Source organism: Actinomadura macra NBRC 14102, from assembly GCF_001552215.1.
In the GTDB taxonomy this organism is placed as follows: Bacteria; Actinomycetota; Actinomycetes; order Streptosporangiales; family Streptosporangiaceae; genus Spirillospora; species Spirillospora macra.
Genome location: NZ_BCQT01000006.1, coordinates 121473 through 145697, shown reverse-complemented (window position 1 = coordinate 145697; position 24225 = coordinate 121473). Strand labels below are relative to the sequence as shown.

At 71.7% G+C, this 24225-nt stretch carries 21 protein-coding genes; 13 read left to right on the top strand and 8 right to left on the bottom strand.

Going from position 1 to position 24225, the window contains the following annotated elements:
- The 4 genes from AMA02S_RS09845 to AMA02S_RS09835 form a co-directional block, all read right to left on the bottom strand.
- Entirely contained in the window at positions 1-825 is an 825-nt protein-coding gene (locus AMA02S_RS09845; RefSeq protein ID WP_067455160.1) for a DUF4097 family beta strand repeat-containing protein, read from the bottom strand.
- 92 nt (positions 826-917) lie between these two features.
- Positions 918-1094 (bottom strand): DUF6104 family protein, encoded by a 177-nt coding sequence (locus AMA02S_RS42800; protein ID WP_169806804.1) that lies wholly within the window; start codon positions 1092-1094, stop codon positions 918-920.
- A gap of 61 nt (positions 1095-1155) precedes the next feature.
- Positions 1156-4863 carry a multifunctional oxoglutarate decarboxylase/oxoglutarate dehydrogenase thiamine pyrophosphate-binding subunit/dihydrolipoyllysine-residue succinyltransferase subunit gene (locus tag AMA02S_RS09840; protein WP_067455157.1) on the bottom strand — a complete coding sequence of 1236 codons (3708 nt, stop codon included), beginning with the start codon at positions 4861-4863 and terminating at the stop codon, positions 1156-1158.
- Between the two features lie 403 nt (positions 4864-5266).
- Positions 5267-5938 (bottom strand): AIM24 family protein, encoded by a 672-nt coding sequence (locus AMA02S_RS09835; RefSeq protein WP_067455153.1) that lies wholly within the window; start codon positions 5936-5938, stop codon positions 5267-5269.
- A 148-nt stretch (positions 5939-6086) separates the two neighbouring features.
- Between AMA02S_RS09835 and AMA02S_RS09830 the strand changes: the two genes are divergently transcribed.
- Together AMA02S_RS09830 and AMA02S_RS09825 are read left to right on the top strand one after the other, a co-directional pair.
- Positions 6087-7055 (top strand): serine/threonine-protein kinase, encoded by a 969-nt coding sequence (locus AMA02S_RS09830; protein WP_245667432.1) that lies wholly within the window; start codon positions 6087-6089, stop codon positions 7053-7055.
- A 147-nt stretch (positions 7056-7202) separates the two neighbouring features.
- Positions 7203-7865 carry a DedA family protein gene (locus AMA02S_RS09825; RefSeq protein WP_067455148.1) on the top strand — a complete coding sequence of 221 codons (663 nt, stop codon included), beginning with the start codon at positions 7203-7205 and terminating at the stop codon, positions 7863-7865.
- Between the two features lie 7 nt (positions 7866-7872).
- Here AMA02S_RS09825 and AMA02S_RS09820 read toward each other — a convergent pair whose 3' ends face one another.
- Positions 7873-8955, bottom strand: a complete 1083-nt coding sequence (locus AMA02S_RS09820; protein WP_067455145.1) for an NAD(P)H-dependent amine dehydrogenase family protein — start codon at positions 8953-8955, stop codon at positions 7873-7875.
- Positions 8956-9200: 245 nt separating this feature from the next.
- Between AMA02S_RS09820 and AMA02S_RS09815 the strand changes: the two genes are divergently transcribed.
- Entirely contained in the window at positions 9201-10103 is a 903-nt protein-coding gene (locus tag AMA02S_RS09815; protein ID WP_067455142.1) for an SDR family oxidoreductase, read from the top strand.
- Between the two features lie 233 nt (positions 10104-10336).
- Here the strand turns inward: AMA02S_RS09815 and AMA02S_RS09810 are convergent, their stop codons facing one another.
- Positions 10337-11182: a sirohydrochlorin chelatase gene (locus AMA02S_RS09810; RefSeq protein WP_067455140.1), complete on the bottom strand. Its 846-nt coding sequence runs from the start codon at positions 11180-11182 to the stop codon at positions 10337-10339.
- Positions 11183-11586: 404 nt separating this feature from the next.
- On the opposite strand from AMA02S_RS09810, the gene AMA02S_RS09805 reads away from it, so the two are divergent.
- From AMA02S_RS09805 to AMA02S_RS09770, 8 genes are all read left to right on the top strand, one after another.
- The gene (locus tag AMA02S_RS09805) at positions 11587-14127 is read left to right on the top strand and encodes a sensor histidine kinase (RefSeq protein ID WP_084264945.1); all 2541 of its coding nucleotides are present in this window, start codon (positions 11587-11589) and stop codon (positions 14125-14127) included.
- A complete protein-coding gene (locus AMA02S_RS09800; protein WP_084264944.1) occupies positions 14124-14582 on the top strand; it encodes a roadblock/LC7 domain-containing protein in 459 nt (152 codons plus the stop codon). The genes AMA02S_RS09805 and AMA02S_RS09800 overlap by 4 nt, the downstream gene beginning before the upstream one ends.
- A gap of 3 nt (positions 14583-14585) precedes the next feature.
- Positions 14586-14963, top strand: a complete 378-nt coding sequence (locus AMA02S_RS09795) for a DUF742 domain-containing protein (protein ID WP_067455137.1) — start codon at positions 14586-14588, stop codon at positions 14961-14963.
- Complete coding sequence (locus tag AMA02S_RS09790; protein ID WP_245667431.1) at positions 14944-15651, top strand: GTP-binding protein; 708 nt, start codon at positions 14944-14946, stop codon at positions 15649-15651. Before AMA02S_RS09795 ends, AMA02S_RS09790 begins: the two co-directional genes overlap by 20 nt.
- Positions 15652-15810: 159 nt before the next feature.
- Complete coding sequence (locus AMA02S_RS09785; protein ID WP_067455134.1) at positions 15811-18423, top strand: sensor histidine kinase; 2613 nt, start codon at positions 15811-15813, stop codon at positions 18421-18423.
- Positions 18420-18866: a roadblock/LC7 domain-containing protein gene (locus tag AMA02S_RS09780; RefSeq protein ID WP_067455131.1), complete on the top strand. Its 447-nt coding sequence runs from the start codon at positions 18420-18422 to the stop codon at positions 18864-18866. The genes AMA02S_RS09785 and AMA02S_RS09780 overlap by 4 nt, the downstream gene beginning before the upstream one ends.
- A gap of 1 nt (position 18867) precedes the next feature.
- Positions 18868-19311, top strand: a complete 444-nt coding sequence (locus AMA02S_RS09775; RefSeq protein WP_067455124.1) for a DUF742 domain-containing protein — start codon at positions 18868-18870, stop codon at positions 19309-19311.
- Positions 19292-19894 (top strand): GTP-binding protein, encoded by a 603-nt coding sequence (locus tag AMA02S_RS09770; RefSeq protein WP_067455122.1) that lies wholly within the window; start codon positions 19292-19294, stop codon positions 19892-19894. The genes AMA02S_RS09775 and AMA02S_RS09770 overlap by 20 nt, the downstream gene beginning before the upstream one ends.
- Before the next feature lie 145 nt (positions 19895-20039).
- On the opposite strand, the gene AMA02S_RS09765 is transcribed toward AMA02S_RS09770, so the two are convergent.
- The gene (locus tag AMA02S_RS09765; RefSeq protein ID WP_245667430.1) at positions 20040-20792 is read right to left on the bottom strand and encodes a cupin domain-containing protein; all 753 of its coding nucleotides are present in this window, start codon (positions 20790-20792) and stop codon (positions 20040-20042) included.
- 154 nt (positions 20793-20946) lie between these two features.
- On the opposite strand from AMA02S_RS09765, the gene AMA02S_RS09760 reads away from it, so the two are divergent.
- Positions 20947-22839, top strand: a complete 1893-nt coding sequence (locus AMA02S_RS09760) for an elongation factor G (protein ID WP_067455119.1) — start codon at positions 20947-20949, stop codon at positions 22837-22839.
- Positions 22840-22870: 31 nt separating this feature from the next.
- On the opposite strand, the gene AMA02S_RS09755 is transcribed toward AMA02S_RS09760, so the two are convergent.
- On the bottom strand, positions 22871-23455 hold the full coding sequence (locus AMA02S_RS09755) for a Uma2 family endonuclease (RefSeq protein ID WP_067455116.1): 585 nt from the start codon (positions 23453-23455) through the stop codon (positions 22871-22873).
- A gap of 183 nt (positions 23456-23638) precedes the next feature.
- Between AMA02S_RS09755 and AMA02S_RS09750 the strand changes: the two genes are divergently transcribed.
- Positions 23639-24196 carry a DUF1707 SHOCT-like domain-containing protein gene (locus tag AMA02S_RS09750; protein WP_067455113.1) on the top strand — a complete coding sequence of 186 codons (558 nt, stop codon included), beginning with the start codon at positions 23639-23641 and terminating at the stop codon, positions 24194-24196.
- The last annotated feature ends 29 nt before the right edge of the window (positions 24197-24225 follow it).

Below are 24225 nucleotides of genomic sequence, written 5' to 3'. Positions count from 1 at the left end.
TCACTTCTCCATTCGGGGTGTGGTGATCTCCGGTTCCTCGTCCTCGCGGCGGAGGAGGGTGATGGAACCCGACACCGTGTTGACCGTGAGCCGTCCCGTGCCGTCCCCCAGTTTGCCGCTGAGACCGCAGATGACGGGCCGCTCCAGCCGGCCGAGCTCGGGGAAGGACGTGTCGATGTGCCCCGCGGCGGAGTTCAGCGAGACCTGCGTCCCGGCGGACGCGGGAATACGGAGCGCCACCTCCCCGGAGACCGTGTTCACCTCGACGCGGCCGTCGCCGACGAGGTCCATGTCCGCGGCGATGCGGCCACTGACCGTCCGTGCCACCAACCGCTCGACCGAGCCGCCCGCGAGGGACAGGTCGCCCGACACCGAGGTGAACGACACTGTCCCGTCCAGCCCCTGCGCCTCGATCGCGCCGGACACGGTGTTGGCGTCGACCGCACCGAGCACCCCGTCCAGGGTCACATCGCCCGAGGCGCTCTTGATGGACGTGCGGGCCGTCATCCCGGTGATCAGCGCGTCCGCCGACATCAGGTTGAGGGAGACGGGGCAGTCGCGCGGGACGGTCACGGTGATCGACGCACGGCACCGCTGGGTGCGCAGCCAGCTCAGCACGCCCTCCCAGAGCCGTTCATGGGTGACCGTCAGCATCCCCGCCTCATGGGAGACCAGCAGCGGCGGGCCCTCCACTTCGCCGATCATGATGGACGGCCGCTCGTCCGAGGCGAGCACCGAGATGCTCCCGGCGATCAGCGTCGCCCGCAACGCGACCGCCCCGTCGAAGTCGAGAGCGGTCGGTTCGTCGATCGTCCAGCGCGACATCACGGTGCCCTTCGGTCAGACGGCCCCTCACCAGTAAACACGATATGTCGCGACCTCGGAATGTCAAGATGTATCGCGTTTGTGTCGGCAGGTCAGTCGTCCTCGTCGTCGAGGCGGGCGAGCCAGGTCGCGAGCCGGTCCACCGGCGTCTCGAACTCGGGGTTGAGGTCGACGAACTCGCGGAGCCGCTCAGCCAGCCAGGTCAGGCTGACCTCCTCCGCCCCGCGGCGGTCGGCCAGCTCCTCGATGCCCCGATCGGTGAAGTACATGGCGATCTCTTTCCAGGACGCCGAGGGCCCCGGCGCGCGCCGGGGCCCTCGACCGTATGCGTCAGCTCTCGCCGAACAGCCGGGCCAACAGGGCCTCCTGCTCGGCCTGGTGCAGCTTCGCCGAGCCGACCGCGGGGGACGAGGACGCCGGGCGCGACACCCGCGACAGCCTCAGCCCCTCGATGTGGTGCGGCAACTTCAGCGCCATGAAGGGCCAGGCGCCCATGTTGGCGGGCTCGTCCTGGACCCACACGACCTCGGTGTGGCCCGGGTACTTCGCCAGCTCGGCTTTGATCTCGTCCACCGGCGGCGGGTACAACCGCTCCACCCGGATCACCGCGGTGTCGTTCGCGCCCGCGGCGTCCCGGGCCTTGACCACCTCGTAGTAGATCTTGCCGGTGGTGAGCAGCACCCTCCGCACGCCCGCCGGGTCGACCGCCGGAGCGGACTCCGGGATGATCGGCTGGAACGCGCCGCCGGTGATGTCGGCGACCGCCGAGGTGGCCGCCTTCAACCGCAGCAGCTGCTTCGGCGTGAACACGATCAGCGGCTTGCCCCGCCCCGACAGCACCTGCCAGCGCAGCAGGTGGAAATAGTTCGCCGGGGTGGTCGGGTAGACCACGGTCATGTTGTCCTGCGCGCACAGCTGGAGATAGCGCTCGATCCGCGCGGACGAGTGGTCGGGGCCCTGGCCCTCGTACCCGTGCGGCAGCAGCAACACGACGCTGGAGTGCTGGCCCCACTTCTGCTCGCCGGACGAGATGTACTCGTCCAGGATCGACTGGGCGCCGTTGGCGAAGTCGCCGAACTGCGCCTCCCACGCCACCAGCGCGTCCGGGCGGGTCATCGAGTAGCCGTACTCGAACCCCATCGCCGCGTACTCGCTGAGCAGCGAGTCGTGCGCGTAGAACTTCGACACGCCCTGCCCGAACTGCTTGAGCGGCGTGTACTCCTCGCCCGTCTTACGGTCGACCAGCACCGAGTGCCGCTGCCCGAACGTGCCGCGCCGGGTGTCCTGGCCGACGAGCCGCACCGGATGACCGTCGATCAGCAGCGAGCCCAGCGCCAGCAGCTCGCCGGTCGCCCAGTCGATCGCGTCGTCCTCGATCATCTGCGCGCGGCGTTGCAGGATCGGCTTCAGCCGCGGATGGACCTCGAAGCCCTCCGGCAGGCTGACCTGCGACTCGATGATCCGCTTGACCGTCTCCGGCGGGATCGCCGACCCGGCCTTGCCATGGTCGATCGGGATGCGCTCCTCGACGTCCGGCTTGACCACCGACCCCGGTTCCAGGGGCTTCTTCACCGCCTCGCGGGTCTCGGTGAAGGCCCGCTCCAGCTGCTCCTGGTAGTCGCGGAGTGCCTGCTCGGCCTCCTCGACGGTGATGTCACCGCGGCCGATCAACGCCTCGGTGTACAGCTTGCGCACCGAGCGCTTGGCGTCGATCAGGTCGTACATCAGCGGCTGGGTGAACGAGGGGTTGTCGGACTCGTTGTGGCCCCGCCGCCGGTAGCAGATCATGTCGATGACGACGTCCTTCTTGAACGTCTGCCGGTACTCGAACGCCAGCCGCGCCACCCGCGCGCACACCTCGGGGTCGTCGCCGTTGACGTGGAAGATCGGCGCCTGGATCATCCGGGCCACGTCCGTCGAGTAGACGCTGGACCGCGAGTACTCGGGGGCCGTGGTGAACCCCACCTGGTTGTTGATCACGACGTGCACGGTGCCGCCGGTGCGGTAGCCCCGCAGCTGCGAGAGGTTCAGCGTCTCGGCGACCACACCCTGCCCGGCGAACGCCGCGTCACCGTGGATCAGGACGGGCAGCACGCTGAACCCGGCCTCGCCGACGTCCAGCAGGTCCTGCTTGGCGCGGACCACGCCCTCCAGAACAGGGTCGACCGTCTCCAGGTGTGAGGGGTTCGCGACCAGCTCGGTGTGGATCTTGGAGCCGTCCCCGGCCACGAAGTCGCCCGAGGCGCCCAGGTGGTACTTGACGTCCCCCGAGCCCTGCGCGCTGCGCGGGTCCAGGTTGCCCTCGAACTCGCCGAAGATCTGCCCGTAGGACTTGCCGACGATGTTGGCGAGGACGTTCAGCCGGCCGCGGTGCGCCATCCCGATGACGACCTCGTCCAGGCTCGCCTTCGCCGCCGCCGAGATCACCGAGTCCAGCAGCGGGATGACGGACTCGCCGCCCTCCAGCGAGAACCGCTTCTGCCCGACGAACTTCGTCTGCAGGAACGTCTCGAACGCCTCGGCGCTGTTCAGCCGCCGCAGCACGTGCAGCTGCTCCTCGCGCGACGGCTTGTCGTGCGGAACCTCGACGCGCTCCTGGATCCAGGCCCGCTCCTCGGGGTCCTGGATGTGCATGTACTCGATGCCGACCGTCCGGCAGTAGGCCATGCGCAGCACACCGAGGATGTCGCGCAACTTCATGGTCGGCTTGCCGCCGAACCCGCCCGTCGCGAACTCGCGCTCCAAGTCCCACAAGGTGAGGCCGTGCTTGAGAATGTCCAGGTCAGGGTGGCGGCGCTGCTTGTACTCCAGCGGATCCGTGTCGGCCATCAGATGGCCCCGGACCCGGTAGGCGTGAATCAGCTCGTGCACCCGGGCGACCTTGGCGACGTCGTCCTCGTGCGTGGCGGAGATGTCCTTGACCCAGCGCACCGGCTCGTACGGGATGCGCAGCGCCTCGAAGATCTCGTCGTAGAAGCCGTCCTCACCGAGCAAAAGCTGGTGGATACGACGCAGGAAGTCGCCGGACTGCGCGCCCTGGATGATCCGATGGTCGTAGGTGGAGGTCAGCGTCATGATCTTGCTGATCCCCATCCGCGACAACGTGTCACTGGACGCGCCGGCGAACTCGGCGGGGTACTCCATCGCGCCCACACCGATGATCGTGCCCTGGCCCGGCATCAACCGCGGCACGGAGTGGACCGTCCCGATCGTGCCCGGGTTCGTCAGGCTGATCGTGGTGCCCTGGAAGTCCTCCAGGGTCAGCTTGTTGCCACGCGCCTTGCGGACGATCTCCTCGTAGGCGGCCCAGAACTGGCGGAAGTCCAGCGTCTCGGCGGCCTTCACACTCGGTACGACGAGCTGCCGCTGCCCGTCCGGCTTCTGCAGGTCGATCGCAAGACCGAAGTTGACGTGCTCCGGCCGGACCAGCACCGGCTTCCCGTCCACCTCGGTGAACGCCGCGTTCATCTCCGGCATCGCCGCGAGCGCCTTGACGATCGCGTACCCGATCAGGTGGGTGAAGGAGACCTTGCCCCCGCGCCCGCGCTTGAGATGGTTGTTGATGACGATGCGGTTGTCGATCAACAGCTTCGCCGGGACGGCCCGCACACTCGTCGCCGTCGGCACGCCGAGGCTGGCCTCCATATTGGTGGCCGTCCGCGCCGCGACACCCCGCAGCCGGACCTCCTCGGCACCCGCGGGCACCGGAGGCGGCGCGGGCTTGGAGTCGGCCTTGGGGGCCTGCTCGCTCTCGGTCTTCGCCGACGCCTTTGGCGGCGAGACCGGTCGCTGCTGGGGTGTCGGCGGAGCAGCCGCTGTGCCGTTCGCGGCCTGCACGGCCGCTCCATCGGTGGCCGGGGTGGTCACGGACGACGGCCGGGTGTCCGGCTGGTAGTCCGCGAAGAAGTTCCACCAGGCTTCGTCAACCGAGTTCGGGTCTTCGAGGTACTTCTGGTACAGCTCGTCGACCAGCCACTCGTTGGCACCGAAGTCTGTGATCTTTGGGTCGGCACTAGTTTGCGACGACTCTGTCGACACGGCGGAGATCGCCCTCTTCCGCAGCTCGCAGGTGAGTTCTAAGACGAGTCAAGGCTACTAGGAGTTGAACCCGCAGATGCCCAAGAGGTCCGGAGGTGGTGTTTATCTGGGCTGGTGCCTATTGGGGGGCGACCCCCCAAACCCCCCGGCTGCGCGGCTCGTCGCCTCCTCGCTCGCTGGCGCTCGCTGCGGGGGCGCGGCGCGCCGGGCATGCCCGCTGCGCTCGCTGGCGCTCGCTCCGCGTGCCTGTCCCGTAACCCTCAGCTGAGGTTCAACCTTGCCGGAGTGCGGTTCGGGTCGTCGGGTGGGCTTTGTGTCGTGCGGGGGTCGGGCTTGGTGGATTTTGCCCCCCGGCCGCGGGGCCGCGGGGCCGGGGGGATGGGGGGCTGGGCCCCAGATGACATCAGTGGCTGTGCGTGGGGACCGTGGGGCCTTCGCTGGCCTGGATCAGGACGAAGCCCTGGCCCTGGTAGGCCAGCTGCATCGCTTCACCGCTGCCGCGTCCGATGAGGGCGCCGGCCTTGAAGGTGCGGTTGACGCCTACCTGGAGGCTGGTGCTCCACGCGACGGCGGACTGGCCGTCCGCGAAGGTGGGGGCGCGGCCGCAGTCGAGCATGACCGGGGTGCCGTGCGTGGTGAGCGCGACCCAGCCGGTGCCCTGGAGGGTGGTGTTGAACAGGCCGCCCGCGGCGATGCCCGCGCCCTGGACTCGCTGGATGTCCGACTGGAGGGTCGAGTCGTAGGCGAGGATGTTCTTGCCGTTGACGGTGAGGCCCTCGTTCTCCAGGTAGAACAGGTGGATGTCGTCGGCGTCGTTGGCGACGAACAGCAGGCCCTGGCCCTTGACGCGCATGAGGGGGACGCCCTCGCCCGTCAGGGCCTTCTTCATGAACTTGCCGATACCGCCGGCGCCCTCGTAGTCGAAGTCCATCTGGCCCTGGAAGGCCACCATGGAACCCTGCCGGGCCAGGACGTCTCCGTTGAGGTGGACTCGGAGCATCTTGGAGTTCTGGAGCGCGAAGTGACCGGGCAACTGCTGGCCCTGGTCGATGTTTCCGAAGAACTGGCTGCGCATGGTCGGGTGGCCTCTCATGTCCTGTCGTGGGGATCTTTCTGGAGGTGCGCCAGCATAACGACGGGATGCGACCGGTTCTGAACTTCCCCGTCTTCGAGGCAATCCGTGGCGCCCCTCGTGACGAACAACGGGTGTGATGGTGGGAGAAGTGCCTGGCGTCTCCGGCGCGGGACGGACGGTCGTTGGCCGATACCGGCTGGTGGAGGAGGTCGGCCGAGGCGGCATGGGCGTCGTGTGGCGCGCGCGGGACTTCGTGCTGGAGCGTGACGTGGCGGTCAAGGAGATCGTCGCCCCGCCGGGGATGGACGAGGACGGGCGCCTCGTCCTGCCCCGGCGGGCGATCCGGGAGGCGCGGTCGGCGGCCCGGCTGTCGCATCCGGGCGTGGTCACGGTGTTCGACGTCGTGGAGGAGGACGGACGGCCCTGGGTGGTGATGGAACTCGTCCCGGCGCGGTCCTTGCGGGAGGTGATCAGCCAGGACGGCCCGCTCGCGGTCGAGCGGGCCGCGCGGATCGGGGCCCGGCTCGCGGGGGCGCTGGGCGCCGCGCACGCGGCCGGGATCCTGCACCGGGACGTCAAGCCGGGGAACGTGCTGCTCGCGCGGGACGACCGGGCGGTCCTCACCGACTTCGGGATCGCCGTCATCGAAGGGGACGCGAGCCTGACCCAGACGGGGATGCTGCCGGGGTCGCCCGCCTACATCGCACCCGAGCGGATCCAGGGGGAGCCCGCGGTGCCGGCGTCGGACCTGTGGGCTCTGGGTGTGACGCTGCTGGCCACGGTGACGGGCCGCGCGCCTTTCCAGCGGGACGATCCGGTGGCGGTGCTCGGGGCCGTGCTCAACGAGGAGCCGTTCGTCCCACCGGACGCCGGACCCCTGCGTCCTGTGCTGGAAGGGCTGCTCGTCAAGGACCCGGCGCGCCGCATGCCGGCGGACGTGGCGGAGAGGCTCCTTCTCGCCATAGCGGGGGACGAGTCCACAACGATGACCAGGCCCGGACTTGCCCCGGCAGCGCATTCCAGAGGGTTCTCGTGGCGGCTCGGAGGGATGCTGGCCTACGCCGGGGTCGCGTTGCTGCTGGCGGGGGCCGCGCTGGTCCTCCTCAGCATGGGCTGACCCGAACGGGCTCCTCCTCAGGTCGTCCAGGCGTCACCCGATGGTCGTCCGTTCGGTGGATCCAGTGCGGGAACCCCGCAGCTACGATGACCGTCTGTAGCTTTGGCGAACGAGCCCGATCAGGCGGCGACACGTGGCGGGAGACACATGCTGGAGAACTTCAACGCCCTGGTGGACGGGCTGCCACCGGCTCTGATCTATCTGATCATCGCCGCTCTGGTGTTCGCCGAGGCGGCGCTGTTCTTCGGGTTCGTCTTCCCCGGCGAGACCGCGATCGTGGTCGGCGGCGTCCTCGCCAGTCAGGACACGCTCTCGCTGCCGCTGCTGCTGATCATCTCGGTGGTGGCGGCCGTCGCGGGCGACTCGGTCGGCTACGAGATCGGCCGCAGGTACGGGACGCGGCTGCTGGAGACCCGGGCGATGAGCAAGCACCAGGCCAAGGTCGGCAAAGCACAGGACCTGATCCGCCGCCGGGGCGCGTTCGCCGTGTTCATCGGGCGGTTCACCGCACTGCTGCGGGCGCTGATGCCCGCGCTCGTCGGCAGCGCGCGGCTGCCGTACCCGAAGTTCCTGCTGTTCAACGTGATCGGCGGCCTCGCCTGGGTGCTGACCTTCACGCTCGGCGGCTACTTCGCGGGCGAGGCGTTCGACCACGCCGCCAAGCTCGCGGGGCGCGGCCTGGCGATCGGGCTCGCGGTGGCCGCGGTCGTCGCCATCGCCGTGTGGAGCGTCCGCAAGCACCGGCGTGAAGCGCGGGAGGAGACCGAAGCGCACGCCGCGGAGCCGGCGCTGGAGCAGACCCGTCCCTGACCGCGGCTCAGTCGCCGTCCTGCTGGCCGAGGTCCATGCGGCCGCTGACGAGCGGCAGGTCCAGATAGGTGCGGATGCCGGGCTCGGCGGAGCAGACCACCGGGATCGAGTTGAGGACGTGCGCCGCCGCGGCCGACAGCGGGTCGGTGATCCAGTCCTCGCCGGTCGTCAGCGTGAGGGACGGGTGGCCGCAGATCCGGATCGCATAGCCGGGCTCGCCCCAGTCGGGCGTCCGCGACGCGTCCGCCTTGTGGATCGCCTCGATCGTGATCACCGGGCGGCCGCCGGCGAGGGCGTTGCACGTCCAGCGCGCGGCGGCGACGGTGCCACGGGGGATCATGCCCGCCGCGATCGGCAGGTCGGTACCGGCGAGGCGGTGATCGACGTCCACGTCCACCTCGTCCACGTCCACGCGCAGTCCCGCGGCCATCAGGTGCAGGCTCTCGGAGTACAGCGCCCGCATGGCGCTGCGGGCGGGACGCAGCCCGCACAGGTAGGACTCCTCGTCCCGGCCGAACCCGATCATGTCGTGGACGAGTGGCCACGACGGATGCCGGGCAAGGTCGGTGCACTCCCGCGCGTAGACGTGGTTGATCCGCCGGGACAGCCGCGACAGCATGAGCGGCAGCACGTCCGCCATGAAGCCGCGGTTGATCCCGCTGCCGTGCACGGACACGCCACCGCGTTTGCAGGCCTGCTCCAACTCGTTCGCCACGAACGGGTCGTGCGCCTGCGGATAGACCAGCCCGTTCATCGAGATGACGTTCTTTCCGGACGACAGCAGGGCGCAGACCGTGTCGAGGTCGGCGTACGGGTCGCCGGTGGGGCCGGGCGCGTAGACGACGCAGTCGGCGTCCAGGTCGAGGACGCACGCCAGTTCGCGGGTGGCGGTCACCCCGGCGGGCTCGCGCCCGGCGAGCGTGCCGGCGTCCATGCCGTCCTTGCAGGCGGTGTGGACCCAGACGCCGGCCAGTTCCAGGCCGGGATGGTCCAGGACGCCCCGGATCACGCGGCGCCCGAACGCTCCGGTCGCCCACTGCACGACACGGTACGGACGAGGGCTTGGTGGGATCGCGTCGGCAGGGCTCATCGAGACCGGACCTCCGTGCTCCATCGCAGCGGCGGGGGATACCGCGATGAGTGTGGACACTACGCGGATTGACGGTGAAATGCGGCATTTGCCGCAACTTTCCGGGAAGCCGCAGCGTGCGCCGGGGAAACGCGCAACCCGCCCGGCGGGGGGCGCGGCCGAGCGGGATTCGGTTAGGTGATACCACTGGGTAACCCGAAGTGGTTACCTGGGGCTTAGTCGGTGCGATGGGTGAGGAGACAGGGATGTCGGAACTGCGCTACGACGGACGGGTCGCGATCGTGACCGGGGCTGGCCACGGCCTCGGCCGCCGGCACGCACTGGAACTCGCCGCCCGCGGCGCGCGTGTGGTCGTGAACGACCTCGGCGGCGACCGGTCCGGCACCGGCGCGTCCGCCGGACCGGCGCAGCAGGTCGTGGACGAGATCACCAAGGCCGGCGGCGAGGCCGTCGCCAACCCCGACAACGTCGCGACGCCCGAGGGTGCTCGGGCGATCGTCCAGACCGCCCTGGACGCGTTCGGCAAAGTCGATATCGTTGTCAACAACGCGGGTATCCTGCGCGATCGGTCATTCAAGAACATGACGGCCGACGAATTCGACGCGGTCATCGCCGTCCATGTGCGAGGTTCGTTCCTGGTCTCCAGTGCCGCCTGGCCGCACCTGCGCGAGCAGGGTTACGGTCGTGTCGTCAACACGTCGTCCCCCGCGGGGCTGTTCGGCAATTTCGGACAGGTGAACTACGCCACGGCCAAGATGGGCCTGGTCGGGTTCACCAAGACCCTCGCGCAGGAAGGTGCCAAGTACGGCATCAGGGTCAACGCCATCGCCCCCATCGCCTGGACCCGGATGACCGAGGACCTCCTGCCCGCCGACTTCGCTGCCAAGCTCGGCGTCGAGCAGGTCACCCCGCTGGTCGCCTACCTCGTCCACGAGGACAACGAGGACTCCGGCGAGGTCTACACCGTCGGCGGCGGCCGGATCGCGAAGATCTTCGTGGCGGAGGGCCCCGGCTACGGCCAGAGGGTCACTCTGTCGGCCGAGGACGTCCGAGACAACTGGTCCGCCGTCAACGCCACCGCGCCGCTGACGGTCTACAAGAACATGGGCGAGCAGATGGGCCCACTGATCCAGCAACTCACTTCCTGACCCAGAACATCACCCGGCCTCCCAGGCCCCCGGCAGGATCGAACCTCAGCTGCTGGCCTGAACCGCACCTCGGCAGGTTGAGCCTCAGCCGCCGGTTACGGGACAGGCACGCGGAGCGAGCGCCAGCGAGCGCAGCGGGCATGCCCGGCGCGCCGCGCCCCCGGAGCGAGCGCCAGCGAGTGAGGAGGTGGCGAGCCGCGCAGCCGGGGGGGATTGGGGGTCGCCCCCCAAAATCAATCAGCCAGGGCTGTGGCGAGGGCTTCTACGTAGCGGAGGGCGGCCAGGCGGGCCAGGGCCGGGTGGGCGCCGAGGGGGGCGGCGTGGGCGGCGCCGATGGCGGCGGCCGCGGGGGCGACGTGCCCCCATTCGGGTTCCGGGCCGATGAGATGGGGGGCGATGGCCACGGAGGCGGCGCCGGAGGCGCGGAGCTGGTTTGCCGCCGCCTTGATGGCGGCCTCGTCGGCCAGGGGGGCGGTGAAGACGGGGGCCGCCAGGCGGGAGGCGAGGAGCACGCTGGTCACCTCGGCTTGGCGGACGGCTGTGGCGTCTCCGGGGGTGCCGACGACGAAGCCGGAGGCGCCGGTGACCATTGTCATCATTCTGATCCGGTCGGCGCGGGCGAGGCCGGCGTCGGCGAGGCGGTCGTGGAGCGCTTCGGCGATGAGGGGGTGGGGGCCGAGGGGGTCGGCGGCGACGGCGTGCACGGGGGCGGCGGCCACGGCGTCGCGGACGGCGCCTTCCAGTGCCGGGTCGGGGCCGGTGGAGAGCGGGACGACAACGGCCGCGGGCTCGTCCGGGCGTTCCTGGCGGAGCGCGGCCAGGACGGCGGGCAGGCTGGCCTCGTTGCCCTCCAAGTGTCCGACGTAGGCGGGCTGGCCGGTGTGCTCGATCTCGACGAGGCGGGCGAGTTCGATGGCGATCTCGGTTCCGGCCCGTCGGGCGGGGCCGGGGACGGCGAGGACCAGCGTGGGGGATCCGGGGGGAAGCAGGAAGGACTCGTCGCCGCGATGGCGTCCGCCGCGGGGGGTGCGGCGGCGTCGGGACGGAAGTGCCTCGGATGCCTGGCTTTCGGAACTCACGGCGGGAATCGTAACGCCCCCGGGGCCGGGAGTCGGCCTCCCGCCCTGGCTGGACTGGCTTCGGGGCGCGTCTGGCGCGCCTTCGTTCCCGTCTCTGTCACTGCCTGTATAGATCGTCGATCTCCCTTCCGTGTCGCCGGCGGACGGTGAGCGGAGCTTCAGAGTGAAGCAGCAGAGTATGGCGCATTCCACCCCGAGGAACAGGGGGAAATGAACTATCTTGTCCAGATTTGCCGTTATCTCATTCCGGACGGGCCCTCGTGGGGTGGGTGCGGTAAGCGGCGGTACCCCCATGATCGAGTAAATAACGGCATTGCGCATGAAAGGGGCCGAAGGGGTTGCGGTGCCGACAAGGTGCGCCTTTATGATCGCAAGAACCTGCGCCCCGGAACGTCCGAGGTCCCATGAAAATCGATCAGCCTCGGGGGGACCTCCCCCCGGATCCCCCGGTCAGGACCGCCGTCCGCCGTCCGCGGCAGTCGTCGATCCGTTCGAAGGTCGCGGCGCTGCTACTGGTGCCGCTGCTCTCGCTCGTCGCGCTCTGGGGGTACGCCGCGAGTGTCACCGGGCGCGACGCGCTCGCCCAGCGCCGGTACCACACGCTCGACCGCAAGTTCGCGCCCGGCGGACAGGGCGTCCTGGTCGAGCTGGGCAAGGAGCGGCTCGCGTCCGCCACCTACCTCAGCGGGCCCGGCACCGCGTCGCTCGCCGAGCTCGCCGCCCAGCGCACCAAGGTGGACGAGGCGGTGGCGTTCTTCCGCCGGGAGGCCACCTCGGACGTCGCGCGCCGCGCCACCAACGCGGAGATGGAGCGGCGCGTCGCGGACGTGCTGAGCGTGCTCGGCGGGCTCGGGCGGCTGCGCGGTTCGGTGGATGCCCGCTCCGTCGACCGCCTCGCCGCGATCAACGGGTACGGCGCCATGGTGGACGCCATGCATCGGCTGTACGACGCCCTCGTCGTCATCGACGACTCCGAGCTCTACCAGTGGACGCTGTCGACCCGCGCCGCCGGGCGGGCGATGGAGTTGATGCAGCGGGAGAACGCGCTGGTCGCCGGCGCGTCCGCCGGCGGCGGCCGGATGACCCCGGCCGAGCACCGGCTGTTCGTCGAGATGGTCGGCGAGCAGCGCTGGCAGTGGACCAAGCAGCGCTCGCTGCTCGATCCGCGCGTCTACGACACCGGTACCCGGCAGATCTTCGAGTCGGCCCGCTACCGGGGCTTCAGCGCGATGGAGGATCGGATCGCCGACTCCGGGCGCGGCCCGCTCCCGGTCCGGGCCGCCGAGTGGCAGGCGACCGCCCAGCCGCTGGTGTTGACGGTCAACGCGATGGTGTTGGGCAACTCCAGGCGCGCGGGGGAGCACGCCGACGACCTCGGGCGCGCGGCCTACACCCGGCTCGGCGCCGTCGGCGGCCTGGGCCTGCTGGCGATCCTCGTGTCGGTGCTGCTGTCGCTGCGTTTCGGCCGCGGGTTCGTCCGCGAGCTGGTCGGACTGCGCGGCGCCGCGGAGGAACTGGCCGGGCGGCGGCTGCCGGACGTCGTCGAACGGCTGCGCCGCGACGAGACGGTGGACGTCGCCGCGGAGGTCCCGCCGCTGGAGCCCGGCCGCACCACCGAGATCGCGCGGCTCGCCGACGCGTTCTCCGCCGTGCAGCGCACGGCCGTGAACGCGGCCGTCGGCCAGGCCGAGCTGCGCGCGGGCATCAGCCGCATCTTCCTCAACATCGCCCGCCGCAACCAGTCGCTGCTGCATCGCCAGCTCACGATGCTGGACGGGCTGGAGAGCCGCGCCGAGGCCGACGATCTCGCCGATCTCTTCCGGATCGACCACCTCACCACCCGGATGCGGCGGCACGCCGAGAGCCTGATCATCCTGTCCGGTGCCACGCCGGGGCGCGGCTGGCGGAAGCCCGTCCACATCGCGGACGTGCTGCGCGCGGCGGTCGCCGAGATCGAGGACTACACGCGTGTGAACGTGCTCACCGACACCGCGGACGGGCTGGTCGGCGCGGCGGTGACCGACGTCGTCCATCTGCTGGCGGAGCTGCTGGAGAACGCGGCGTCGTTCTCCCCGCCCGGCACCGAGGTGCGGATGATGGCCGACCGCGTCGGCACCGGATTCGCGATCGAGATCGAGGACCGCGGTCTCGGTGTCCGGCCCGAACGGCTCGTCGAGGCCAACCGGCGGCTCGCCGAGCCGCCGGAGTTCGACCTGGTCGACACCGACCAGCTCGGACTGTTCGTCGTCGCGCGGCTCGCCGCCCGGCACGGCGTCACGGTCACGCTCCAGCGTTCCCCGTACGGCGGGGTCACCGCGATCGTGCTGCTGCCGCTCGCGCTCGTGGTGCCGGCCGAGGAGGTGGACGACGACGCGGAGCCTCCGGCGGCCAGGCCGGCGGCGTACGCGACGCCGTTCCCCGAGACGACCGTCGTGCCGCTGCACGACGACGTGCCGGCCGGCCGGTTCGCGGCGCAGCCGGTGGAGCCGCCGCCCGCCGTCCCGCAGCTGACCGGGCACGCGACCCCGTGGCCGCTTCCCGCGCCGCGTCGCGAGGCCCCCGCCGCGCCGTCGCCGCGTCCGTTCGTGAACCCCTGGTCGGACGACGCGGCGGAACCCGAGCAGCCCGAGGCGGAACGGCCGGACGGGGAGGAACCCACGAGACCGGATGGCGGGGAGCCGCGGGCCGAGCCGCAGGAGCGGAGTACCGTCGGCGACGTCGAGAAGAGCGGTTCCGCCGGAACCTACGCGGGCCTGCCCCGCAGGGTGCGTCAGGAGAACCTGGCGCCGCAGCTCCGCGAGACGCCACCGCCGCGGCCGACGCGGGTGGACGGGGCGGCGGGCGTCGCCCGCTCGCCCGAGGAGGCACGTTCGCTGATGGCTTCGATACAGCAGGGATGGCGGCGCGGCCTCGCGTCCGACAACGGGGATGAGGAGACGCGATGACGCACAACGCCGTGTCCGGTGAACTCAACTGGCTGCTCAACGACTTCGCCGGTCGGGTGACGACCGTCCGGCAGGCGGTGATCCTCTCCCGTGACGGGCTGGCCATCGCCGCGTCGAGCGAGCTGGGCCGCGAGGACGCCGAGCACCTGTCCGCGCTGGCGTCGGGCGTGCAGAGCCTCGCGCGCGGCGCCGGACGGCACTTCGCCGGCGGCAGCGTCCGCCAGACCATCATCGAGATGGACGCGCTGCTGCTGTTCGTGACCGCCGCCGGCGACGGCACCTGCCTCGCCGTGCTCGCCGAGGCCGAGGCGGACGCGGGCCTGGTCGCCTACGAGATGGCGGTGCTGGTCAAGCGCGTCGGCCAGCACATGCAGGCCAATCCCCGCTTCGGGACCGGCGACCGGATGGCCGCCGAGGGCGGCGGCCTCGGGGGGACCACCCCGCGGGGATTGTGACCGATGTCCTCCTCGGGAGAACGGTGGCTGGACCGGGACGCCGGTCCGCTTGTGCGGCCGTACGCCAGGACCCGCGGCCGGACGAGGCCGGAGGGCGAGGGCTTCGAGCTGATCGCGGTCGTGGTCGCCATCGGCGGGCCGGTGGGTGACCGGCTCCGCTACAGCCCCGACCACCTGCGGATCCTGCGCGGCTGCGCCCGGCCCGTCACCGTCGCCGACCTCGCCGCGGACTCCGGGCTGCCGCTCGGCGTCGTCCGGGTGCTGCTCGGCGATCTGCGGGACGAGGGGCTGGTCGCGGTGGTGGCCGCGGCGGCGGTGGAGGGCGCGCGTCCGGGCACCGGCGTGCTGAGGGAGGTGCTCAATGGGCTCCGCGCACTATGACGGGATGGGCGGCTACGGCTCTGAGTTCGGCGGCGGGTACGGCGGCCATGGCGGGGGGTATCCCGGGGGTTACGGGGGCGGCTATCCCGCCCCCGAACTCGTCACGACGAAGATCCTCATCGCCGGCGGCTTCGGGGCCGGCAAGACGACCATGGTCGGCTCGGTCAGCGAGATCAGGCCGCTGCACACCGAGGAGCCCCTCACCGACCGCGGGACGCACGTGGACGACACGTCCGGTGTCGCCGCGAAGGCCACCACCACCGTCGCCATGGACTTCGGCCGTATCACGCTGTCGGACCACCTGCTGCTCTACCTGTTCGGCACGCCCGGTCAGGAGCGGTTCTGGTTCATGTGGGACGAGCTGGCGTCCGGCGCGATCGGCGCCGTGATCCTCGCCGACACGCGGCGGCTGACCGGCTGCTTCCCCGCCATCGACTACTTCGAGCGCCGCTCGCTGCCCTTCGTCGTCGCGGTCAACTGCTTCGACGGCGCCGAGCGGCACCGGCCCGAGGACATCGCGATCGCGCTGGACCTCGACCCCGGCGTGCCGGTCGTGCTGTGCGACGTGCGCCGCCGCGAGTCGTCCAAGCAGGTGCTCGTCACGCTCATGGAACACGTCCTGAACTGGGCGGAGTCCGGTGACAGCGCCGGGGCCGGAGCCGGTGGCGGCGCGGTGCCTGCCGGATGACGTTCAGCCGTCCGGCCTCCGCGAAGCCCCGACGTAGTAGGCTCCGGCAGACCCCCGTACACCCCGCATCGGGAGGTTTCGCAGCATGTCAGAAGTCCCGGCGACGTCTCAGCCCCCACTGCCGAAGGCCGTCCACGTGAGCATGGTCCGCACGCCGTGATGGCGCGCCGCTTCTCCAGCATCCGGTCGAGGATCATCCTGCTGGTCCTCGTGCCGCTGCTCGCGCTCGCCTCGCTGTGGGTGTTCGTCACGAGCATCACCTACGGGGACGCGCACCTGCTGATGCAGAGCCGCGAGCTCCAGCGCAAGTCCCTGCTGCCGACGCAGCGGCTCATCGACGGGTTGCAGAAGGAGCGGCGGCTGTCAATGGCCGAACTGGGCGGCGCCCGGCCGACCGACCGCGGCGCGATGCGGGCGCAGCGGGAGGCGACCGACGCGGCGCGCGAGGAGGTGCGGCGCGGCAGCCGGGACGGCGGCCTGCGCGGAGCGATCCAACCCGAGGCCGTCCGGCGGATCGACGCGCTCGTCGCCCGGCTCGGCTCGCTGGAGGCGACCCGCCGCAGCGTGGACGAGCGCGTCGCCGAGCGCTCCCGTGCCCTGGCGGAGTACTCCGCCCTCATCGACGCCGGCTTCGCCGTCTACAACGCGACGATCCCTGGCGACGGCACGGTCACCGCCGACGCCCGCACGCTGATCTCCGTCGGGCGCGCTCGCGAGTTCCTCGCCCGCGAGGACGCGCTGCTGACCGGCGCGCTCGCGGCCGGCCGTGTCACCGCCGCCGAGCGCGCCCAGTTCGCGCAGCTCGTCGGCGCGCAGCGGATGCTGTACGCCGACGCGACGCCCAACCTCCCCGACGCCGACCGGGCGCGCTACGGCGCCATCGCCGCCGCACCGGAGACCGCCCGGCTCCGGACGATGGAGGACCAGGTCATCCGCAGTGTCGAACCCGTCGCCCGCACGACCCGGGGGAGCCGCGCCAGCGGTGCGCGCCCGGCCGCCGGTGCCCGCGGCCGGAGCGGCCAGAGTCTGCAGTCCGCGCAGCCGTCCCGTGCGCTGCCGGTCGACGCCGCCGTGTGGCGGTCCGTCGCCGACACCGCGAACGGGCGCCTGTACAGCTTCGAGAACACCGTCCTGGACGACCTCGCCGGACGCGCGCAGGGCATCGCGGTCGGCGTCGTCACGCGGCTGGCGCTGGCGGGGGGCCTCGGCCTCCTCGCGGTCGTGCTGTCGACGTTCATCGCGGTGCGGGTGGCGCGCCGGCTGCTGCGCGAGTGCCGCACGCTCGCCGGCGGCGTCGTCGACTTCACCCAGCAGCGGCTGCCGCTGCTGGCCGCGCAGGTGCGCGCCGGGGAGTCGGCCGAGCCCGACCCGCGGCCCGAGGTCGACTACCGGATCAGAGAGATCCGGCAGATCGCCGAGTCGTTCGACCGGGCCCGCGAGGCGGTGCTGCTCGCCGCCGCGGGCGAGGTCGCCGCCCGGCGCGGGATCAGCGAGGTGTTCGTCAATCTCGCCCGCCGCAACCAGGCGCTGCTGCACCGCCAGCTCAGCCTGCTCGACACGATGGAACGCCGCACCGAGGACCCGGCCGAGCTATCGGACCTGTTCCGCCTCGACCACCTCGCGACCCGCATGCGCCGGCACGCCGAGGGCCTGGTCATCCTCGCGGGCAAGACCGCCGGCCGCGGTTGGCGCCGTCCCGTTCCGCTGGTGGACGTGGTCCGCGGCGCGGTCGCCGAGGTGGAGGACTACCCGCGCGTCCGCGTCCAGCCACTGCCGAGGATCGCGCTGCTCGGCTCCGCGGTGGCCGACGTCATCCACCTGCTCGCCGAGGTCGTGGAGAACGCCACCACGTTCTCGCCGCCGCAGTCGCCGGTGCGGGTCAGCGGGCATCCCGTCGCCCACGGGTTCGCGATCGAGGTCGAGGACCGCGGCCTAGGCATGACCGACGAGGCGCTGCGCGTCGCCAACGCGCGGCTCGCCGAGCCGCCGGAGTTCGACCCGTCCGACAGCGCGCAGCTCGGGCTGTTCGTCGTCGGGCGGCTCGCCGAGCGGCACGACATCAAGGTGACGCTGCGCCAGTCTCCGTACGGGGGCACCACGGCGATCGCACTCATTCCCGGCTCGCTCCTCGTGGAGGGCGCCGAACCCGAGCCCGTCACGCGACGGGCCACGGGACCGATAGAGACCGTCCAGGCCCCGCCCGCGCCCGCGCTGTCGGCGTCCGCCCGCCCGGCCGCGCAGCAGGGCGGCGTCGTCCGGCTGGTCGCCGAGGCCGCACGTCCTGAGGACGCGCGGCCCGAGCAGGCACGTCCCGAGCGACGGGCCGAGCCCGCGCCCGCGGAGGCCGTACCGGAACCCGCGTCGTCCCCCAAGGACGGCGAGCTGCCGAAGCGGCAACGGCAGACGCACCTCGCACCGCAGCTCAAGCAGCGCGTGGACGCGCACCTGGCCGCGCAGGACGGTGCGCCCGAGCCGAGGCCGCGACCGCGACCGGAACCGAGCGGGATGATGCCGCTGTCCGCGCCCGTGCCCGCCGACGCGCTGCCCGCGGACGCGCTGCCCGCGGACGCGCTGCCCGCGGACGAGGGCACCGCCGCCGACGGCGCCGGGATCGCTCCCCAGGACCAACCGGAGGCGGGCGACGCACGCTCGCCCGAGGCGCTGCGATCGATGATGTCTGCCATGCAGCGCGGCTGGCAGCGCGGCCGCCATGAGGCGGCCGGGCCCGAGGCCGGGCAGAACCACGGGGACCGGGAGGACGACACCACATGACAGATGCCCAGCACTCCGACGCGGAGGTCCGGGGCGGAGCCGGAGGCGAGCTGAACTGGCTGCTCGACAGCCTCGTCCAGCGCGTCACACCGGTGCGGAACGCGGTGGTGCTGTCGAGCGACGGCCTGCGCATCGCCGCCTCGCGCGGCCTGGCGCGCGAGGAGTCCGACCACCTGTCCGCGGTCGCCGCGAGCTTCCAGAGCCTCGCACGGAGCGCCGGGGAGTCGTTCGGCGGCGGACCCGTCCGACAGACGATCGTGGAGATGGAGTCGTCGTTCCTGTTCGTCACCGCAGCCGGCCAGGGCGCGTGCCTGGCCGTCCTCGCCTCCGGTGACGCCGACCTCGGGATGATCGCCTACGAGATGGCGATGCTGGTGGCCCGGGTCGGGCAGCACCTGTCGGCGAACCCCCGGACCGCCGTGTCCGAGCCGGGCGGCGGCTGAGGTGGACCACCACAGACACGGTCCCGGCCGGCCGGGACACGGGACGGGCGCGGGAGGAACGGCGTGGTTCGACGACGCGGCCGGCCCGGTCGTGCGCCCCTACGCGCTCACGGGCGGCCGGACGCACTACGAGGGCGTCGAGCTGGACCTCGTTGCGCTGATGGCCACCGCGGACCCGCCAGGGTCCACCGGGGAGCCGCCGCCGGCCTCGGCGTTGCCGTGGGCGCCGGAGCCGGAACATGAGATGATCTTGGAGCTTTGCCGCACACCGTTGTCGGTCGCCGAGATAGCGTCGGATATGGAACTCCCCCTCGGAGTGGTCCGCGTCCTGCTCGGCGACCTTCTCGATCACTCGCTGATCCAGGTCCGACGCCCCGCGCCGGTGGCGCAGTTCCCCAGCGAGCGCGTACTCAAGGAAGTGATCGATGGAATCCGTGCGCTCTGACGCGGCAGCCTCACCGGGCGACTCCGCGCTAACCGTCAAGATCCTTGTGGCCGGCGGCTTCGGCGTCGGCAAGACCACCCTGGTGAGCGCGGTGAGCGAGATCCGCCCGCTGCGCACAGAAGAGGCCCTCACCGAGAAGAGCGTCGGCATCGACGACACCTCGGCGGTGGCGTCCAAGACGACGACGACCGTCGCGATGGACTTCGGCCGGATCACGCTGCCCAACGGCCTCGTGCTGTTCGTGTTCGGCACGCCCGGTCAGGACCGCTTCTGGTTCATGTGGGACGAGTTGGCCAAGGGCGCGCTCGGCGCCGTCGTCCTGGTCGACACCCGGCGGCTGGCCGACTGCTTCGCCTCGGTCGACTACTTCGAGCGCCGCGGAGTCCCGTTCATCGTCGGGGTCAACCGGTTCGACGGAGCCGGACGCCACTCGCCCGGCCAGGTCCGCGACGCCCTGGACCTGCCCGCGGACGTGCCGGTGATCGACTGTGACGTCCGCGACCGCGAGGACGCCAAGAAGGTCCTCATCACACTCGTCGAGCACATCATGCGCACCATGAGCGGACGGCAGGCTGTTTATTAGGAAATCCTGGCCCGAGGGGCTCGCCTGGCGGCTCGCCCCTCGACCATGATTTTGCGAGCGCGTCATCGCTTCGCGATCTTCCCGGTGGGGCTTGTCTTCGGCTTTGCCCCACCGGTCGGGTTTCGCGCTCGCGTGACGGCTGATGTCACCCCGTGGACGGGCCCTTGGCGCCGGTTTCCGCGTCGCTGCCGCTCGGTCCGGCCTTGAAGTCGGCGAAGTCGAAGCCGGGGGAGACTATGCAGCTGACCAGGACCTCCTGCCCCGCGGCGGGGCGTGCTGCTTGCCAGGCTCCGGCGGGCACTACCGCTTGCGGGGCCTGACCGGACGTCACGTCCGGGCCCAGGGTGATCGTTTCCTCGGTGTCCGACGGGCGGTCGCCGTTGCCCGCCAGCAGGAGCTCCAGCGGACCGCCGCTGTGCCACAGCCACACCTCGGCGGAGCGGACGCTGTGCCACATCGACTCCTCGCCGGGCGGCAGCAGGAAGTAGATGCCGGTGGCGCTCGCCCGCTCGCCGGGATAGCCGGCGGGGGTGAAGCGGACGTCCGACCGCCACGTCTCGCGGTACCAGCCGCCCTCGGGGTGGGGGAGCAGGTCGAGCGCCTCGGCGGTGGCGGGGCGCGGCAGGAACGCCACGTGACGGCCGTCCGGGGCCCGCCTCGCGTACCGGACGTCCGTCGCCGTCGTCCGGTCGATCATTCCGCGCGGCGGTGTCAGGCCGGGTGCGGGATCGAGGGTGACCGCGACGACCTGGCCCTCCTCGAACACATCGTCGGCGATCGCGAGCGCGTCCTCCGGGTCGGGCCTGTCGTCGGGCGCCCACACGGCGCCCGCGTCGGACAGGACGAACCTCGGGCCGGGCTGGGCTCGCCACGCTTCCAGCGTTGTCAGGAGCAGCACGCCCCGAGCCTAGAGAATATTCGGTTTCCGTGTACGGACCCGGCTGGCAGCATGGTCAGGTTGGTTCGATCTAGCGATGGAGGCGAGATGCGCCGAGTCTTCGGATTCTCCCAGTTCCCTGTCAGGACGAGAGCTTTCGAGGACTTCACCGCACATGGCCACCCTCAACCTCGGCATCCTCGCGCATGTTGACGCGGGCAAGACCAGCCTGACCGAACGGCTGCTGTACGACACCGGCGCCATCGGGCGGCTCGGCAGCGTCGACGCGGGCGATACGCAGACCGATCGCGGTGAGCTGGAGCGCAGCCGCGGCATCACGATCCGCACCGCCGTCGCGTCCTTCCGCGCCGGCGGGCTGGACGTCAACCTGATCGACACCCCGGGCCACGCCGACTTCGTCGCGGAGGTCGAGCGCGCCCTCGGCGTGCTGGACGGCGCCGTTCTGGTGATGTCGGCCGTGGAGGGCGTCCAGGCGCAGACCCGTGTGCTGATGCGGACGTTGCGCGCCCTGCGCCTGCCCACCTTGATCTTCGTCAACAAGATCGACCGGATGGGCGCGAGCGGCGAGGGGACCCTTGCCGCGATCCGGCGGCGGTTGTCGGAGCGTGCCGTCCCGCTGAACGACGTCCGCGACGTCGGGACCGCCACGGCCGGCACCACCGCCCGTGCCGTTTCGGCCGAGATCCTCGCCGAGAACGACGACGCGCTCCTCGAAGCCCTCGTGGACGGGCGGGAACCGGCGTCCGCTGTCGTCCGGGACGCGTTGCGGGTCCAGACAGCTGCTGGACTGGTGCACCCCCTCTACTTCGGGTCGGCGGTGACCGGCGCGGGTGTCGCCGAGCTGCTGGACGGGATCGGGAACCTGCTTCCTCCGGCCGACGGGGACGCGGGCGGGGAGACCCGCGGTTCGGTCTTCGCCGTCGAACGCGGCCCGTCCGGGGAGAGGGCCGCCTATCTGCGGCTGTTCTCCGGAGAGCTGCGGCTCCGTCAGCGTGTCACCATCGGCGGACGGGTCGGGCGGGTCACCGGGCTGGACGTCGTGGGCCCGTCCGGGCCCCACCTGACCGCCGGGAACATCGGCCGTGTCCGGGGCCTCGCCGGTATCCGCGTCGGTGACCGGATCGGGGCGCCGGTGCGCGCCGTCACGCCGTTCCACCCGCCGAGCCTGGAGACGGTCGTCCGCGCGCGGCGGCCCGCGGACTCGGCCCGGCTGCGCGGCGCGTTGCTCGACCTCGCCGAGGAGGACCCGCTGATCCGGGCGCGGCCCGCGCCCGGCGGCGCCACGTCCGTCCTGCTGTACGGGGAGGTGCAGAAGGAGATCATCGGGGCCCGGCTGCGCGCGGACGCGGGCGTCGAGGCGGTGTTCGAGGCGAGCCGCACCGTCTATCTGGAGCGTCCGGCGGGCGTCGGCGAGGCTGCGGAGGACATGAACTGGCGGCGCCGCACGCCCGACTTCTGGGCCAGCGTCGGGCTGCGCGTCGAGCCGGGGACCGGTGTCAGTTTCCGCCGCGAGGTCGAGCTCGGGGCGTTGCCGCACGCGCTCGACCGGGCGATCGAGGAGACCGTCCACCGCACGCTGGAGCAGGGCCTGCACGGCTGGCCGGTGACCGACTGCGCGGTCGTCCTCACCCGGTCGGGGTACGCCGCGCCGCTCAGCACGGCCGCCGATTTCCGCGGCCTCACCCCGCTCGTGCTCATGCGGGCGCTGGCCGAGGCCGGGACCCGCGTGTTCGAGCCGTGCCACGCCTTCGAGGCGGAGATTCCCGGCGAGGCGCTGAGCCCCGTCCTGGCCAGGCTGACCGCGCTCGGCGCCGGTGCCCTGGAACCGGAGCCGGCGTCCGAGGGCTGGACGGTCCGCGGCGAGATCCCCGCGTCCCTGGCCCGCGAGGCCGAGCAGTCGCTTCCCGCGCTGACGAACGGCGAGGGGGTGTGGTGGTCGCGGCCGTCCGGTGAGCGTCCCGTGACCGGACGGCCGCCCGAGCGCGAGCGCACGGACGGTGATCCGCTCGACCGCGACGCCTACCTGCGCCATCTCGCACGGCGCTAGGCGGTCTCCGCCCGTCGGCCGGGCGACCCGGCTACTCCATCTCGGAGAGGCGGGAGGGATCGAACTCGATCGCGAAGGGGCGATCGAGGGTGACGGTCTCGCCGGAGCGTGCCTTGCCGGTGACGCGGTAGCCGCCGTCCTCTAGCTCCAGCATCGTGACTGTTGGGCGCGGCTCCAGGTCGACGAGCCAGTAGTGGGGGATGCCGGTCGCCGCGTACTCGTCGACCTTGCGGACACGGTCGATCTGCTCGTTGACCGTGCGGGGCGTGACGACCTCGGCGACGAGGAGCAGGTCGGGGCCGTAGTAGGTGCGGGTGCGGCGCTCCAGCGCGGCGCGGGCGACGTCGCGTCCGACGGCGAACACGTCCGGCTTGCGGATGCCCGCCGGGGTCGTCACGTCCTGCGGGGCGCCGGCGATGTGGACATCGGCGTCGGCCTGGCGCGCCGCGTCCTTGAGGACGGTCTTCAGCTGCTCGGCGGCGTGGTCGTGCCACAGGTCGCCGGGCAGTTCGTGCAGCCAGCCGTCGGCGAGCTCGTAGCGGCGGCCCTCCTCGGGGAGCGCGTCCAGGTCGTAGAGCGTGTACGGGCCGTGCGCGCGGCCGGGCGTGCCGACCATGGACCCTCCCCCTCACCTCGACTTTCGGACTGCCTCCGAATCTAGTGGACGGGCGTCCGGACGGGCCGGAACCAAGATCGCGCGTCGGGACACGACGGCCGGATCCGGGCGAATGTCTCGCGAAACGAGCGATGACGAGTTACGATACATCGCGACTTGGTCGAGGTCTGAAGGAGAGATGGCATGAGCGTCGAGCAGCGGAAGGCCGGGCCCGGTCTGCGCGCCTCGGACCGGGACCGGGACGAGGCCCTCGTCGGGCTGCACACGGCCTACGCCGAAGGCCGGCTGACCGAGGCGGAGTTGGACGAGCGCATCGACCTGGCGTTGGCCGCCCGGACGCATGCGGACCTTGACCGGGTGTCGGCGGATCTGCCGTCCGCCCCCAGGGAACCCGCGCCGGTGCGTCCCGCGAGCCGTTTCCAGATGGCCTACAAGAGCGCCGTGAAGCGCAGCGGCCGGTGGCGGGTGCCCGAGAACTTCACCGCCGTGATCTACAAGGGCCACTCCCTGCTCGACCTCCGCGCGGCCGAGTTGGAAGGGCGGGTCACCACGATCCGGGTGCTCGCCTACAAGTCCACGGTCGAGATCCTGGTCCCGCCGGGCGTCCGGATCGAGGCGGGTGGAGTGGGAGTGTCCGCCGAGGTCCACGGCGTTCCGGCGGTGGACGCGCCCGTGATCCACATCCAAGGTTTCGCCTACAAGGGGGCGATCGAGGCGAAAGATCGGTTTCGCCGGGCCTGAGGTGATAGAACGCTGCCGCGGCTAAGATC

Bases quoted from the DNA above. Each gene is read 5' to 3' on its own strand.
- AMA02S_RS09795 (WP_067455137.1), top strand. From the start codon at position 14,586: ATGTCCTCCTCGGGAGAACGGTGGCTGGACCGGGACGCCGGTCCGCTT.
- AMA02S_RS09805 (WP_084264945.1), top strand. From the start codon at position 11,587: ATGAAAATCGATCAGCCTCGGGGGGACCTCCCCCCGGATCCCCCGGTC.
- AMA02S_RS09785 (WP_067455134.1), top strand. From the start codon at position 15,811: ATGGCGCGCCGCTTCTCCAGCATCCGGTCGAGGATCATCCTGCTGGTC.
- AMA02S_RS09815 (WP_067455142.1), top strand. From the start codon at position 9,201: ATGTCGGAACTGCGCTACGACGGACGGGTCGCGATCGTGACCGGGGCT.
- AMA02S_RS09780 (WP_067455131.1), top strand. From the start codon at position 18,420: ATGACAGATGCCCAGCACTCCGACGCGGAGGTCCGGGGCGGAGCCGGA.
- AMA02S_RS09825 (WP_067455148.1), top strand. From the start codon at position 7,203: ATGCTGGAGAACTTCAACGCCCTGGTGGACGGGCTGCCACCGGCTCTG.
- AMA02S_RS09835 (WP_067455153.1), bottom strand. From the start codon at position 5,938: ATGCGCAGCCAGTTCTTCGGAAACATCGACCAGGGCCAGCAGTTGCCC.
- AMA02S_RS09820 (WP_067455145.1), bottom strand. From the start codon at position 8,955: ATGAGCCCTGCCGACGCGATCCCACCAAGCCCTCGTCCGTACCGTGTC.
- AMA02S_RS09760 (WP_067455119.1), top strand. From the start codon at position 20,947: ATGGCCACCCTCAACCTCGGCATCCTCGCGCATGTTGACGCGGGCAAG.
- AMA02S_RS09800 (WP_084264944.1), top strand. From the start codon at position 14,124: ATGACGCACAACGCCGTGTCCGGTGAACTCAACTGGCTGCTCAACGAC.
- AMA02S_RS09845 (WP_067455160.1), bottom strand. From the start codon at position 825: ATGTCGCGCTGGACGATCGACGAACCGACCGCTCTCGACTTCGACGGG.
- AMA02S_RS09790 (WP_245667431.1), top strand. From the start codon at position 14,944: ATGGGCTCCGCGCACTATGACGGGATGGGCGGCTACGGCTCTGAGTTC.
- AMA02S_RS09770 (WP_067455122.1), top strand. From the start codon at position 19,292: ATGGAATCCGTGCGCTCTGACGCGGCAGCCTCACCGGGCGACTCCGCG.
- AMA02S_RS42800 (WP_169806804.1), bottom strand. From the start codon at position 1,094: ATGTACTTCACCGATCGGGGCATCGAGGAGCTGGCCGACCGCCGCGGG.
- AMA02S_RS09750 (WP_067455113.1), top strand. From the start codon at position 23,639: ATGAGCGTCGAGCAGCGGAAGGCCGGGCCCGGTCTGCGCGCCTCGGAC.
- AMA02S_RS09755 (WP_067455116.1), bottom strand. From the start codon at position 23,455: ATGGTCGGCACGCCCGGCCGCGCGCACGGCCCGTACACGCTCTACGAC.